The organism is Sporolactobacillus shoreicorticis (assembly GCF_024125445.1).
GTDB lineage: Bacteria > Bacillota > Bacilli > Bacillales > Sporolactobacillaceae > Sporolactobacillus > Sporolactobacillus shoreicorticis.
The window spans coordinates 197,377-212,707 of the sequence record NZ_JAMXWM010000003.1; the positions used below are offsets into that span (position 1 = coordinate 197,377).

General features: G+C 45.4%; 13 protein-coding genes. 4 read left to right on the forward strand and 9 right to left on the reverse strand.

Annotated features, from left to right (window positions below; all coding sequences use genetic code 11):
- Positions 1-77 precede the first annotated feature (77 nt).
- From copZ to NIE88_RS03900, 7 genes are all read right to left on the reverse strand, one after another.
- On the reverse strand, positions 78-287 hold the full coding sequence (copZ, locus tag NIE88_RS03870) for a copper chaperone CopZ (RefSeq protein ID WP_253059038.1): 210 nt from the start codon (positions 285-287) through the stop codon (positions 78-80).
- Positions 288-321: 34 nt separating this feature from the next.
- A complete protein-coding gene (locus NIE88_RS03875; RefSeq protein WP_253059040.1) occupies positions 322-2,709 on the reverse strand; it encodes a heavy metal translocating P-type ATPase in 2,388 nt (795 codons plus the stop codon).
- A gap of 28 nt (positions 2,710-2,737) precedes the next feature.
- Positions 2,738-3,088: a metal-sensitive transcriptional regulator gene (locus tag NIE88_RS03880; protein WP_373689400.1), complete on the reverse strand. Its 351-nt coding sequence runs from the start codon at positions 3,086-3,088 to the stop codon at positions 2,738-2,740.
- A gap of 257 nt (positions 3,089-3,345) precedes the next feature.
- Entirely contained in the window at positions 3,346-5,040 is a 1,695-nt protein-coding gene (locus NIE88_RS03885) for a glycerol-3-phosphate dehydrogenase/oxidase (RefSeq protein WP_253059042.1), read from the reverse strand.
- A gap of 263 nt (positions 5,041-5,303) precedes the next feature.
- Complete coding sequence (gene glpK / locus NIE88_RS03890) at positions 5,304-6,794, reverse strand: glycerol kinase GlpK (protein ID WP_253059049.1); 1,491 nt, start codon at positions 6,792-6,794, stop codon at positions 5,304-5,306.
- 120 nt (positions 6,795-6,914) lie between these two features.
- Positions 6,915-7,757 (reverse strand): MIP/aquaporin family protein, encoded by an 843-nt coding sequence (locus NIE88_RS03895; protein WP_253059051.1) that lies wholly within the window; start codon positions 7,755-7,757, stop codon positions 6,915-6,917.
- A gap of 254 nt (positions 7,758-8,011) precedes the next feature.
- Positions 8,012-8,662 (reverse strand): glycerol-3-phosphate responsive antiterminator, encoded by a 651-nt coding sequence (locus NIE88_RS03900; protein WP_253059053.1) that lies wholly within the window; start codon positions 8,660-8,662, stop codon positions 8,012-8,014.
- A gap of 653 nt (positions 8,663-9,315) precedes the next feature.
- Here NIE88_RS03900 and NIE88_RS03905 point away from each other — a divergent pair.
- The 3 genes from NIE88_RS03905 (at position 9,316) to NIE88_RS03915 (ending at position 12,164) form a co-directional block, all read left to right on the forward strand.
- A complete protein-coding gene (locus tag NIE88_RS03905; RefSeq protein ID WP_253059055.1) occupies positions 9,316-9,816 on the forward strand; it encodes a cation:proton antiporter regulatory subunit in 501 nt (166 codons plus the stop codon).
- Entirely contained in the window at positions 9,817-11,037 is a 1,221-nt protein-coding gene (locus tag NIE88_RS03910; protein ID WP_253059057.1) for a cation:proton antiporter, read from the forward strand.
- Between the two features lie 224 nt (positions 11,038-11,261).
- Positions 11,262-12,164, forward strand: a complete 903-nt coding sequence (locus tag NIE88_RS03915; RefSeq protein ID WP_290446292.1) for a YitT family protein — start codon at positions 11,262-11,264, stop codon at positions 12,162-12,164.
- A gap of 42 nt (positions 12,165-12,206) precedes the next feature.
- On the opposite strand, the gene NIE88_RS03920 is transcribed toward NIE88_RS03915, so the two are convergent.
- Positions 12,207-13,439, reverse strand: coding sequence for a multidrug efflux MFS transporter (locus tag NIE88_RS03920; RefSeq protein ID WP_253059059.1), 1,233 nt, complete (start codon positions 13,437-13,439; stop codon positions 12,207-12,209).
- A 191-nt stretch (positions 13,440-13,630) separates the two neighbouring features.
- On the opposite strand from NIE88_RS03920, the gene NIE88_RS03925 reads away from it, so the two are divergent.
- The gene (locus tag NIE88_RS03925) at positions 13,631-14,533 is read left to right on the forward strand and encodes a LysR family transcriptional regulator (protein WP_253059061.1); all 903 of its coding nucleotides are present in this window, start codon (positions 13,631-13,633) and stop codon (positions 14,531-14,533) included.
- 11 nt (positions 14,534-14,544) lie between these two features.
- On the opposite strand, the gene NIE88_RS03930 is transcribed toward NIE88_RS03925, so the two are convergent.
- Entirely contained in the window at positions 14,545-15,252 is a 708-nt protein-coding gene (locus NIE88_RS03930; RefSeq protein ID WP_253059063.1) for a TerC family protein, read from the reverse strand.
- Positions 15,253-15,331 lie beyond the last annotated feature (79 nt).

Sequence of the window (15,331 nt, forward strand, 5' to 3'; positions counted from 1 at the left end):
CACCCGTGTGAACGGGTGGTTTGCTCTGCGGCTGAAAGCCTTTGTGGTTCATAATCTCATGATTAAAACAAGTTACATTATTTTACAACATCGTAGCCCTGATCTTCAACGGCATCCTTCATTTGCGTGAATCCGACTTTCGCCTCGTCATAAGTGACATCTACTTTTCCGCTTGTTAAATCGACGTCTACCGTAGAAACACCATCAAGCTGTTTCAAAGCGCCGGTTACTGCCATTTTGCAGTGTCCGCAGCTCATACCCTTGACCTCCAATACACGTTCCTCCATTTTTTATTCACCTCCTTAAAAAGTAAGTATCAAATCAGACTTTCATCCGTTTCAAGCGCAGGCTGTTCGACACAACCGATACGGAACTGAATGCCATCGCTGCTCCGGCAACCCAAGGTGCAAGCAGGCCGAGTGCAGCAACCGGGATGCCGATCGTATTATAAAAAAGCGCCCAGAATAAGTTCTGCCTGATATTACGCATCGTCTTCTTGCTCAGATCCAGCGCTTTTGCGACATGAGTCAATTCACCGCCGACCAAAGTAATATCTGCTGCCTCAATGGCAACATCTGTACCGCTCCCGATCGCCATGCCGATGTCGGCTACGGCAAGCGCAGGTGCGTCATTGATTCCGTCACCGACCATTGCCACACGCAGTCCCTGATTTTGCAGTTCACGCACCTTCTTCGCCTTATCCTCAGGAAGTACTTCAGCAAAGACATGATCAATACCAACCTTTTTGGCAATTGCTTCAGCCGTTCGCTGATTATCGCCGGTAACCATATAAACGCTGATTCCGCGTGCCTTCAATTCCTCAATGGCAGAGACTGATGATTCTTTAATTGTATCTGCGACAGCGATCAATGCTTGAAGCTTTCCGTCAACCGCAACAAACATAACGGTTTTACCGTTCGCTTCTAATCGAAGCGTATCATCCAAGGCATGATGAAACTCAATTTTATTTTGATTCATCAAACGGCGTGTCCCAATCACAACCTTTTTCTCAGCTACCAAAGCAGTGACTCCGGACCCGGTATGTGTCTCAAAATGAGTCACGGACGGCCACTCGTCACTTTGATAAGCGGTGACAATGGCTCGGGCCAGAGGATGCTCGCTGGATTTTTCGGCCGCTGCGGCGAGCATGAGTACGTCTTCTTTTTTTAGATCACCAAAACGAACGACATCGGTTACCTCAGGCTTTCCCTTTGTAATCGTTCCCGTCTTATCAAAAATTATGGACTGTAGATTTTGCGTCGTTTCCAAATATTCGCCGCCCTTAAAAAGTATCCCCTGTTCTGCAGCCTTTCCGGTACCGACCATAATAGAAGTCGGCGTCGCAAGTCCCAACGCACACGGGCAGGCAATCACAAGTACACTGATCGCCGCTGCAAGTGCCGTATCCCATTGACCGGGCTGCACAGCGGTGATCCATATAACGAAAACAAATAGGGCAATCACCAAAACGATCGGTACGAAAATGCCGGAAATATGGTCAGCTAATCGCTGAATCGGCGCTTTTGAACCTTGCGCCTCTTCAACAATACGCACGATGCCTGCAAGTGCCGTGTCTTTACCGACTTTTTCAGCTTTCATGATAAATGATCCGGTTGTATTCACCGTCGCACCGATTAATTGATCACCGGAACGTTTCATGATTGGCAACGATTCACCGGTAATCATTGATTCGTCAACGGCGGACTCTCCGTCAACAAGGACTCCGTCAACCGGAATCTTTTCACCTGGTCGAACGCGAAGTAAATCCCCGCTTTCGACCTGCTCAATCGGCACACGTTCTTCCGCGCCGTCCACGATCTTTGCGGCATCCTTAGCTTGCAGATCCATTAACTCCGTAAGTGCAGTCGTTGTCTGTCTTTTCGCAAGCGTCTCCATGTATTTGCCAAGCAGTACCAATGTTATCAGAATGGCGCTCGTCTCAAAATAGAGTTGCGGGTGATGCAGCCCTGCAAATTGATAGCGAACCGTCTGAACCACACTGTAAAAATAGGCGGCGCTCGTTCCAAGTGCAACAAGTACATCCATATTCGCACTTCGATTCAATAATGCACGCACGCCTCCGCTGTAGAACGGCCAACCGATATAAAACTGGACGATACTCGCAGGCACGAACTGAATCCATGGATTCATAAGCAGCATCGGAAACGGCCCGTGATAAAACGGAAGATGGGTCACCATTGTCAAAAGCAGCGGTAGGGACAAAACCGCAGACAAGATCAATCGATTTCTTTTCCTACGTATTTCTTTAGCTTTCCCATCACTTTCAAGGGCTTGTTTCAGCACCGCACTGTAACCAAGCTTGTGTATCTTCTCAAACATCGCCTCAGGTTCAATAAAGCCCGGCTGATAGTAAACAGCAGCGGATTCTGTTGCCAGATTTACCGTAGCGGAAATAATACCCGGCAGACGTTTCAATCCTTTCTCAATTCGCGCTGCGCAAGCCGCACACGTCATACCCGAAATCGCCAGATCAACGCGCTCGCTTGCTACCCCATAACCAAGCTTTTCGATTTTCTCAGCGATTTCGACCGGTTTGATCCGTTGATCATCGTACGCAACCTTCGCTTTCTCCATCGCTAAATTCACATTTGCCGCAACACCGTCCATCCGATTAAGACCACGTTCGATCCGATTGGCACAGGCGGCGCATGTCATGCCGGTAATCCCTATATGTGCTGCTTTCTTCATCGCTGTCTCTCCTTTTTTACAGCATCATCTATTTAAACTGCTTCACCACTTTTAACAATTCATTGATTTGTTCTTCGCCATGTCCTTCTTCAATAGCCTTGGCAACACATGTTTTCGTGTGACGCTCAAGTATTGAAAAACCGATTTTTTGCAAAGCTGCCTGTACTGCGGAAAGCTGGATCAGAATGTCGACACAATAACGATCATCCTCTACCATCCTTTCGATGCCGCGTACCTGCCCCTCCACCCGTTTCAACCGATTGACGATCTTGCGTTTTTCGTCGGAGGTTCTTGGTACAAGCGGTGCCCGTTCTTCAGAATGATTGGCATGTTCCAAGGAGTTATCCGCGCATGTACACTGATTCTTAGATTCTTCCATTAAAATTCCCTCCTCAGTATTCATTATACCCTAAGGGGGTATTTAATCAAGAAATTTAATCTGACGATCAGACTTCATGCTTGGATGTTCACGAAACAGGTTCATAATTACGTTACTGGGTTTATTTATGTAAAAAGACACTTCAAACGTATAATAATAAATTTGAAGCGTCTTCCAGTTATTTTTTGATTTGTTAAAAAAGATTATTCAGCTGGTTCGTTGGTGTTTGAATAAATTAAGATGACCCAGTGCATCCATTAAACGATCTTTGTTCCAGAACCGTCGACAGCTACATCGCGCGGCGTTGCGTCATTGAACGATTCTTCAAGCTCATGTGCGTACCTATTTTTTTGTTCGTTCGACCAGTTAAGCTGATCTGCCATAAACTGCATGACCGGCTGCGCTAATTGTCGGGCTGCCTTTATGGAAAATAAGGTCATGCCGGAACGCCTTGTGAAATAATCCACCGGTGACAGGATCATTTCATCGTGAAGCGCATATTGGACCGTTGCCAAAAGCGCGGGAGTCACCCCATATTGCCGGGCTGCATCTCGATTTGTCCGAATAGAGTCAAAGATAATCGCAACATTTGTACCGTATTTTTCCGTAAGATTCTCAGCCTCTCTTTCGGTCAGGCCAAGAGCCATTCCATACTGCATTTGTTTCCGCACAAAATCCCTGTAATGGACAGAACCGCCGAAATGCCCTCCTGATAATGGAACTCGGACTGTTTGGCACTGCGAATAGATCATGCCGGTTTCACGATGAAGCTGGTTCGTTACTTCATCGACCACGCGCTCAGCCATCTTACGGTAGCCTGTCAATTTGCCTCCCGCTATCGAAATCAATCCTGAATCGGAAATGAAGATTTCGTCCTTTCTCGAGATTTCCGAAGGCAATTTTCCCTCTTCTTGAATTAAAGGGCGAACACCTGCCCAACTGGATTCTACATCGTCTGCAGTAAGCTGTACAGATGGAAACATACCGTTAATCGCAGCGAGAATATAATCGCGATCCTCAACCGTTGGTTTCGGATCAATCGGCCAGCGTGAATAGGTGGTATCCGTCGTCCCTGCATAAACTTTTCCTTCCCGAGGAATGACGAAAATCATCCGTTTGTCGCCATTGGTGGTGTCGAAATAAACGGATTGTTTCATTGGAAAACGCTTGCCGTCAATCACAATATGAACACCTTTTGTCAAGTGCAAGTGTTTGCCCTTCTTAGAATGATCCTGCTCGCGAATCGTATCCACCCATGGCCCCGCTGCATTGACGATTTTCTTCGCAAAAATACGATATTCTTTTTTCGTCAAACGATCAACGACCCGTACACCAGTCAATCTCTTGTCACGATCATAGATCAAACTTTCAATTTTAGCGTAGTTGACAGCAAGTGCACCGCGGTCTGATGCTTCTTTCAACGTCTCGAGCGTCAATCGAGCGTCATCAGTGCGGTATTCCACATAATAACCGCTTCCTTTTAAGCCCTCTTGCTTCAGCAACGGTTCTTTTTTCAATGTTTCATCACGACTGAGCATGACTCGTCGTTCCTCACGCTTCACTCCGGCTAGGAAATCGTAAACTTTTAAGCCAAGCGATGTGGAGAAGTGTCCGAATGTACCGTTTTTATAAATCGGCAGCATCATTTTTTCCGGTGAGGTCACATGGGGGGCATTCTCATACACGATTGCCCGTTCTTTTCCCACTTCGGCGACAATCTTCACCTCAAACTGTTTTAAATAGCGCAGCCCGCCATGGACGAGCTTTGTTGATCTGCTGGATGTTCCGCCGGCAAAGTCCCGCATATCAGCTAACCCGACTTTTAAACCGCGAACAGTTGCATCAAGGGCGATGCCTGCTCCAGTAATTCCACCACCGATAATAAACAGATCCAGAATTTCTCCAGCCATTCGATCCAAAATTTCATTTCTGTTAAATGATGATAAAGTCATTTTTATTCCCCCATTTACACATTTTTTTCATTAGAAAATCTGGCTTCGACGTTCCGCCGGCAAGGAGGCGAAGTCGCCGTCGCGCTTATGCTATTTTCCTTAAAATTTATATGCTTTCTTAAATAGTATTAAAAAGGTGAACGAGAACTACTTATTGAAAAAGACCACAAATACACCTCCGGTTTTTGATGCCTCGGCGTATACTGTGGTCTTCTGCCCTTTTCATAACCTTTTATTAACTTTTATTATCTGGTAATACGCGATTATTTAAATGCTCGCGCGGCATTTACTGCTTTTTTCCAGCCGCTGTAAAGCTTGTAACGACTGCTTTCTTGCATCACGGCATCAAATTTTTTGCCTACTTGCCATCCATCTGAAAGTTCTGCTTCATTTTTCCAGATTCCAACGGCGAGTCCGGCAAGATACGCCGCACCGAGTGCCGTCGTTTCGCTGCTCGTCGGCCGTTCTACTTCCACACCAAGGATATCGCTTTGGAACTGCATTAAAAAATTATTCATTGACGCGCCGCCATCAACACGCAGCTTCTTCAACTTGATCCCGGAATCTTCTTCCATCGCATCCAGGACATCCTTTGTGCGATAAGCCAGCGATTCAAGTGTTGCACGAATAAAGTGTTCCTTGGTCGTGCCGCGCGTAATGCCAAATGCTGCTCCGCGCACATCAGAGTCCCAGTAGGGGGTGCCAAGTCCGACAAATGCCGGAACAAAGTACATTCCATCCGTTGATTCTACTCGGCGCGCATATTCTTCACTCTCCTGTGAATAACGGAACATACGCAACCCGTCACGCAGCCACTGAATGGCCGAACCGGCAACAAAAACACTTCCTTCGAGTGCATAAGTAATTTTACCGTTTATGCCCCACGCAATGGTTGTCAGCAAACCACTTTTCGAACGCACCGCCTGCTCACCGGTGTTCATCAGCATGAAACAGCCGGTTCCATAAGTATTCTTAACCATACCCGTTTCATAGCACGCCTGGCCAAATAGTGCCGACTGCTGGTCGCCTGCAATTCCTGCGATTGGCACTTCCTGACCAAAGAAATGATAGTCAATTGTTTTTGCATAGACCTCTGATGATGATTTGACTTCCGGCAGCATCGCTTTAGGCACGCCTAAAATATTGAGCAGTTCTTCGTCCCATTTCAGATCATAAATATTATACATAAGTGTCCGCGAAGCATTCGAGTAATCCGTCACGTGGGCCTTTCCCCCCGATAGCTTCCAAACCAGCCAGGTGTCAATCGTTCCAAACAATAGATCACCTTTTTCTGCCTTTTCGCGTGCCCCATCCACATGATCCAAGATCCATTTGACCTTCGTTCCGGCAAAATAAGGATCAAGGACAAGTCCTGTTTTATTATGAAATAGATCTTCAAATCCGGCCTCTTTAAGCGCTTGGCATACATCTGCGGTTTGTCTCGACTGCCAGACAATCGCATGATAAATCGGATGGCCAGTGCGCCGATCCCAGACAACTGTTGTCTCGCGTTGATTTGTGATTCCGATTCCGGCAATATCCTTTGCATCGATTTCACCGGTCAGCAGCGAGTCGGCAATCACTGACAAAATTGATCCCCAAATCTCATTTGCATCCTGCTCAACCCAGCCGGGCTGCGGAAAAAATTGGGTAAACTCTTTCTGTGCCATTTGTACTACGTTTGCCTGCTCGTCGAAAATCATTGAACGGACACTTGTCGTTCCCTCATCAAGTGCCAAAATATATTTCCCCATCAATACAGTCCCCCTCAACTGTTAATCCTTTGGTTCGTTTCTCAAATAGTCGATTGTTCGGAGCTCAGTCGGCCGATTCTTTCATGTGGATTCTCCTGCAAGTTGAATCATTGTATAAATCTAGTAGTTATTTTCCAACGGCATATTGATTTTTTCATTTGATTGGATCGGATGCCGCCTCTTTTCGGTAATGAGTGAAGCAGCGATTACGGTAAAAACGGTGGCTGAACCGATCCAAAAGGCAAGAGTCTGATGTCCAAGAAACAGGGCTTGATAGAATAGAGCTCCGAAAACGCCGCCGATCACCGGTCCGACAATCGGAATCCATGCATATCCCCAGTTAGATCCGCCCTTCCCCTTAATCGGAAGAAGTGCGTGAGCAAGTCGCGGAGCGAGGTCTCTGGCAGGATTAATGGCATAACCGGTCGTTCCTCCAAGTGCCATGCCGATAACCACAATCAGAAATCCGACGATTAAAGGATTCAACCCATGAGCCAGTTGATTTGCACCAATTGAGAGAATGCCGACAACTAGAATAAACGTACCGATGATTTCGCTAAGCAGGTTGGCCCAGTTATGTCTGATTGCCGGACCTGTGCAAAAAACGCCAAGCTTGATTGCAGGGTCCTTTGTCCCGCCCCAATGCGGTAAATAATGCAGATAGACAACGCATGCTCCGAGAAATCCTCCGATCATCTGAGCGCTGAGATACATAGGCACTTCTCGCCATGGAAATTCACCAATCGCCGCAAGACCAAGAGTCAGTGCAGGATTCAAATGGGCACCGCTGAATTGTCCGACTGAATAGGCACCAATGGCAACTGCCAGACCCCAACCAAATGTGATGACGATCCACCCAGAACTTTTTGCATAAGACTTTGTCAGATTGACACCGGCACAGACACCGTCCCCGAGAATAATTAAGATCATTGTGCCGATTAATTCGCCAAGAAAACCCGACATGCCAACGACCACCTTTGAGCTGAAATTCAAGTTAAGATTTATACCTTTGACACCACTATCAGACAATAAAAATCCACGACAAGCAATTACGGACAAACAGTGCCCGTGCTCCTCGCGTGGATGATCCAATCTCATATCCGTGGCTTTGCATTAACTTGACAGTTTTATCGTAACGATTAATGTAAGCGTTGTCAATGAATTGTCATAAAAAATATATATTTTGTTCACATTCTTTTTACTGAAACGGTCATTTATCACTGAACTTTGTTTATTTCCAATGTATTCCACAGTTCTGTTTTTGAAGTTGAAACTGCTGCGGCTCCCGATTTTAATGCATTCTTTGCCTCTTGAACGGTGCGGATCAGTCCGCCGGCGATGACAGGTACGCGAATTTTTTCAATGACTTCACGAATCAAGTCGGGAATGATACCCGGCAACAGCTCTACCATATCAGGTTTGACGTGTTCGAACAGACGATAACCGGTCTCCATGGAGCGTGAATCAAGTAAAAACATGCGCTGAACAGTAATCAATCCGCGTTTTTTCCCCATTTCGAGCATCGTACTTCGGGTTGAAATAATGCCGTAGGGACGAATCTGCTGACAAACAAATTCAGCCGCTGCCGAGTCATTCTTCAGCCCTTGAATTAAATCTGCATGAATAAACAGATGCTTGTTCGCCTGTTTCCCCATCCGCACCATTGTACTGATTAATGAAAGATGGCTGTCCAAAATAATGATTTGATGAAATGGGAGATTCAGTAATCGTTCAAAATTTTTCATAGTATTTGCCGCTGGTACTATTTTTTGACCATCAAGTGACACAATGACCGTCTCCTTAATCGCAGTTCCACACCAATTGATTCCGCGCCCCCATCCACATCGATGTGCTCCTTTTTCCAGCATGCAAAAAGCAGCATTTGCTGCCTTTTTGCGGATTACGAGGAGGATAGGGGGGCGTGAAAAACACCAATTCATGAATCAGTTAAACTTATGCCGCATCGAAAAACCGCACATTCGGACTGTGCTCAAACCCTGTCATTCCCGGAAAACAAGCCTGTTCTGTGCGGAGACTGTCCGTGCGATTCATGTGTAGACTAAGACCAGATCTTGTCCCCTTAACGGATCATTTGTTTCATAAACAAAGATGGCGTTAATTCATTTATGATCGCTCAGCTGACAATCAATCGACATGAAATGCTTACGATCTTCCTTGAGCAAACAGTTCGTGTGCGATTACTCTCTGCAAAATAATCATAACCCGATTTTATAATCAGTGCAAAAGTATGTTTTGAACATTTCAGCGTTTTCATAAATCCGATTTAACAATAAATATAATATATTGTTCATGAAAAGAGAGTTTTCGATTATTTTTCCCTTTTTTAGCAGTTTTTGAAAAAGGCTGAAGATTGACCACCAGGTATTCCTTTCGATACAATTAAATTATGGTTTGCTGAATGGGATGTTTTTTGCCTTAAATGATTTCTTTTTTATCAGCTATTTGGACACACTGAAGAAGAACAGATGGGAACCAACTATACTGTGAGAGGAGCGAATAAATGAACATTAAAGAAACAGATCTCCCGGGAATTGGAAAGAAATTCGTCCTGACAACGGATCAAGACGAGCGTGTCGTTGTCGTCATCCATGATGACGGACGAAGGGATGTCTACCATTATGATTCGACTGAACCGGATGAATGTATTTCATCGGTCAGCCTTACAGACTCTGAGGCGCGCCAGTTTGCCTCAATTATTGGCGGTATGGCATACAAACCGAAGGCAATGGAAAATGTCGAAGTGGCTTTAAACGACTTAATCATCGAATGGTTTAAAGTCGTTGCTGACGCCCCGATCGTTGGAAAAACAATTGGCGGTGTCGGCATGAGACAAAATTACAAAATTAACGTGATCGGAATCATCCGAAAAGATCAGACCAAACAATTAAATCCGGGTGTGGATTCAGAGTTTCGTGCCGGTGACACCATTGTTGTATCGGGCGAACGTGTTGATTTAAAACGCGCGTACAAGGAACTGTTCACTCGAGGGAAGGAGGAATAAATGGATCATTTAGTCTTTGAAGTCGGTACCGCTCTTGTTCTTGTCGCGATAGCGGCATTGATCGCAAACAGGCTCAACTTTTCCATTATTCCATTCCTCATTCTTGCCGGTATGATCGTCGGTCCGCATGCACCGCATTTTTGGATCATCAATTTAAAGTTTATCCATAGTGCGGAGCTTATTGAATTTCTTGGACGAATCGGCATCCTGTTTCTGCTTTTCTACCTCGGCTTGGAATTTTCGACAAGCAAGCTAATCCGTTCCGGAAAATCGATAATCGTCGGAGGGTCTGTCTATATTGGAATCAACCTGACTCTTGGCCTTCTTTATCCGGTACTGCTTGGTTTTCCTTTAAAAGAAACCCTGATTATTGCCGGAATCATCACTGTATCATCGAGTGCAATTGTTGCGAAAGTCTTGGTTGATTTACGCAGAACAGGAAATTCAGAAACAGAATTAATTCTCGGAATCATTATGTTCGAGGATATTTTCCTTGCTGTTTATTTGTCGGCCGTCTCCGGACTTGTACTTGGCAAGTCGCAATCCCTGATAGGCACCCTGCTCTCTATTTTGCTGTCACTTGGCTACATGCTTCTGTTTTTCATCATTGCACGAAAGGCAGCACCGCTGCTCAATAAGCTGCTCAAAATTGCATCTGACGAAATATTCATCATTGTCATTTTTGCTTCACTGTTTTTCATTGCCGGATTTTCAGAAACCATTCATGTGGCAGAAGCAATCGGAGCACTTCTGCTCGGGCTTGTTTACTCGGAAACCGATCAGGCCCAGCGGATGGAGCATCTCGTCATACCGTTCCGTAATTTTTTCGGTGCCATCTTTTTCTTCAGCTTCGGACTCAGCATCGATCCGACAAAGCTTGGCGGAGCAGTATGGATGACACTTGGCGCTGTTCTGATTACCGTTATTGGAAATTTTGTTGCCGGACTTGTTGCAGGGAAACTTGCCGGACTTTCGTATAAATCATCGACAAATATTGGTTTAACAATTGTCTCCCGAGGTGAATTTTCCATTATTATGGCGAATCTTGGGATCGCCGGTTCACTCATGCCAATTCTGCAGCCGTTCTCAGCTTTGTATGTCTTAATTCTTGCCATTATCGGTCCAATTCTGACTAAGGAATCAAAACTTATTTTCAGAGTAATGAACACGTTATTTCGCTTGCAACAGAACGTTCCGAAAAAAGCAAGAAAAGGCGAATAACATGACTGAGTAAGTTTGTTGATAACCAGACCCTATATTGTTTTGATTCATTGAAAAGCTGGTTATTTTTTCTGCAAATACCAAATCTTTTGATTCCTTCTGAATGTCGCTTATAATTATTATATTAATTACTTTAAAGATAACTACTGCCCGGCATCAATTATGAATGTCGGTGCTACATATTAAAATTTAATACATGTGTAAATCGAAGGGATGGTACGCCATTGGGAACAGCAGAGCAAGTCGGAATTTCACCTAAGCAGCAGCATAAACATAAGGGACTAAAATTTTATCAATATGTTATTCGCGCTTTGCTTATTGCAATCGGTGTCACGTTCGAAGCAATCGCACTTGAAGCATTTCTCGTGCCAAATAAAATTATCGACGGCGGCGTTGTCGGGGTTTCAATCATGTTGGCGCATCTATCAGGCTGGCCGATCGGTGTGTTTCTCGTCATCATAAACATTCCCTTCTTCATCATCGGCTACAAACAGATGGGAAAGACGTTCACCATTACTTCCGCCTGTGGTGTCACACTTCTGGCTTTTCTCACAACTTTATTTACACCGGTACCTCGTTTTACCGATGATTTGCTTCTTGCAGCAGTTTTTGGCGGAATCATCATGGGGATCGGTGTCGGGCTTGTCATTCGAAACGGAGGTTCCTCAGACGGAACGGAAATTTTGGCCGTGCTTTTTAACCAAAAAACGCCTTTTTCAGTCGGTGAAGTTGTTCTGTTCATCAATATTTTTATTCTGGGGTCCGCAGGATTCGTATTCGGCTGGAACTATGCAATGTACTCTTTAATCGCTTACTTCGTCGCATTCAAAATGATCGATATAACGAGCGAAGGTCTCGAGTCCTCCAAAGCCGTATGGATCATCAGCGATCAGCACGAAGAAATTGGTGACGCCCTTAATGACCGGCTCGGTCGCGGTGTCACTTATCTGAACGGTGAAGGTGCATATACAGGAAATGATAAAAATGTCATTTTTACCGTCATCAGCCGTCTTGAAGAAGCTAAGGTAAAGAATATTGTTGATTCAATTGACAAAAGCGCATTCCTCGCTATCAGTGATATTCACGATGTCAAAGGCGGTCGATTCAAAAAAAGAAGCATCCACTGATTGCAGATGCTATCACTCCTCGTTTATTTGATTTTTCATCAATTATCGAAGCACCTGCGGGCGGGCAGCTTCGATTTTTCTTTCCCTTCTTTTCACCAGTAATTCCGAGGCAACAACCCAGCCGGCATTGATGAACAAGAGCAGACTCGTGGAAAAGAAGACATATTTAATTCCGAACGCTGCTGCCATATGTCCGCCAAGCAGTGAGCCGCCAAGCGTTCCGAGAAACTGTGCGGACTGATTATAGCCGAACAGCTGTCCGGTAATTTGTGACGGGGCCATTTTCTTCACAATAGTGTTAATCGAAGGTAAAATGCCAGCGGTAGCAAGACCAAGAAGGAAACGCAGAACCGTCAGCTGCCAAGTGTTCGTCACGAATGCCTGCGGTATAAAGATCACCCCTGTAAAAAGCAGCGCATACAGCAGCACGCGACGTGGACCGATCCGATCAGACAGTTTTCCGAGAAAAGGCGCTGAAATGACGCTCGCCAGCCCCGCGGCCGCTACGACGATACCCGACATCAGTGCAAGATGCGCCGAACCCGGTGAAAGAATTCTCACATAGACAGTGATAATCGGCTGAATCGACATATTCGCAAGCTGTACCATGAAAGTCGTGACAAACATGGCAAGAAACAGGCCGACATGCGGCGTCATCGCCCACACTTTCTTGATCGAAGGCGCCTTTTTCTCAGAGACAACCACTTTCTCTTTTACCAGAAAGTAGGACGCGAGAAAAGCGCTGAACAGCAGAACACTCGTGTCAATAAAGACAAGACGCATGCCCATATATTCCGAAAGCAGACCCCCGACAAGCGGTCCGACAAGTGAACCGCTGATTCCTCCCGTGGACAGCATGCCCAGTGCCCAACCTGAATGTGTCTTTGGCGTCTGCGTTGCAACGAGAATAATCGATGCCGGAATATAACCGGAAACCAGTCCCATGATAAGACGCAGACCAAAAAGCTGATAAACGTTCTGTGCGAAAGACATAAGAAAAACAACAAGACACATGCCCAGACTCGCGCGGAGCAACATCGGCTTCCGCCCATATTTATCAGCCAAGCGTCCCCATAGTGGAGAGACGAGAGCGGACACAAAAAATGTTGCGCCAAAAATAAGCCCTGCCCAGCTCTCTATTTCAGACGTATCTGTGACACCCAATTTCTCAATATAAAGCGGTAAAAACGGAATAATTTGACTCATTCCTGCTGCTGTCGCAAAAGAACCGAACCAAACAACATACAAATTTTTTTTCCATAGAGGTAAAGACAACGAACACACCTTACTTTTTTATTATTTCCGATAGAAAAAGTGCCTTTCAGTTGGCACCTGATTAACAGTTACTATAATAATCCGTATTGCTCATTAATACTAATATATATATTATTATAAATGTATAGCTTTAAAACTATCAATGAAGGATGAAATAACACTCATCATTGCCAATTTAGGAGGTCGGCGTCATGGAACTGCTTCAATTAAAATACTTTCAAACCGTTGCCCGAATCGAGCACATGACGAAGGCTGCGCAGGAACTTTCCATCGCTCAGCCTTCGCTCAGTCAAACCATTAAACGTCTTGAGGATGAAATCGGCGTCTCTCTGTTTGACCGCAAAGGACGCAGAATTAAGCTTAATCGTTATGGGAAAATCTTTCTGGAGAAAGCTGAGCTCGCATTCTCAGTACTTCAAGAAGGCAAACAGGAGGTCATCGACTTAGCCAAGCTGAACGAAGACAGCATTTCAATGGCGGTCATGCGGACACCGATCATCCCCGATCTGCTCAGCAGTTTTCGCAAAGAGCATCCCTTTGTTCGCTTTCGTGTCAAACAGATTTCAAGAGCAACCATTCAGCATCAGCTTGAGAACGGTGAGATCGATCTGTGTATCACTCCTTATCAATTGGAACAAGAAAGACCGCTTCATGCACGCTTGCTCATGCATGATGAAATTTATCTCGTCGTTCCGAAAACGCATCGGCTGGCAGCTAAAAAAAGTATTGATCTGCATGATATCGCTCATGAACCGTTTGTTCTGAAAGCAAACGGCGCCTTTCGCGAAACAACTGACAGCTACTGCCGGATGGCAGGGTTTCAGCCGGATATTGCCTTTGAAGTAGATGATTCCTTGTCCATTCGCGGACTGGTTTCAGAGGGTCTCGGTGTTGCCTTTTTCTCTTCGCTGACATTAAGAACGGTAAGAGACCGCTCCATCGTTCCGCTTCGAATAAGCCATCCGCACTGTAAGCGCTCGATCAGTCTTGTATGGAATAAAGAACGCTATCATTCATCCATCGTCACCGATTTCTATCAGTTTATCATTCACTATTTCCAGTATTTCGATCAGGATGTTCCGCTGATCAACTAATTTAAAATCTGTCAAACCGCCTGATTCTGATTATGCCCTTGAATGCCCTTTCTTCTTTGGCTGCGCCAGCCAAGATAAAGCACACAAACAATAGTCGCTGCAACGACCGGCCATTCGGCCCATACCACAGCATCACCAAGCCACTTAAGAACGAATGGCTCGGCAAACAGCATTCTGGCCGCCGTCATCGCCAGAATTCCGGAACCTACATAAATAAGCCATGAAAAACGATCCATTAGTTTTAAAATGATGGCACTGCCGCCCATTAAAAGCGGGATACTAATCAAAAGTCCGAAAATGACAAGCAGCGGATCATTTTGCGCTGCTCCTGCGACCGCAAGTACATTGTCGAGTCCCATCAGTGCGTCAGCCACGACAATGGTCTGAACAGCCCCCCATAGGCTCGTACTTGCTTTGACTGCTTTCTTTGATTTCGAAGAATCAGCCGGGCTAAGCAAACGATATGCGATCCAAATGAGCAGCAGCCCGCCGATAAAGTGCAGCCCCGGAACCATGAGTAGATAAACAACCAAAATCGTACAAAGTGCGCGCAATACAACTGCACCGGCCGTTCCATAAAGAATGGCGCGACCCCGCTGATGATTAGGAAGCCGGCGGGCAGCCAAGGCAATAACAACTGCATTATCTCCTGCTAAAAACAAATCAATACCGACAATAATAATTAACGACGACCAAAATGCCGCTGTGAATAATTCCATGAACGAACATCCTCCTATGAACAATACCTTGAATTTCATTATAATTTAAATACAAAAAGCAAAAAACCTTGGCCGATTT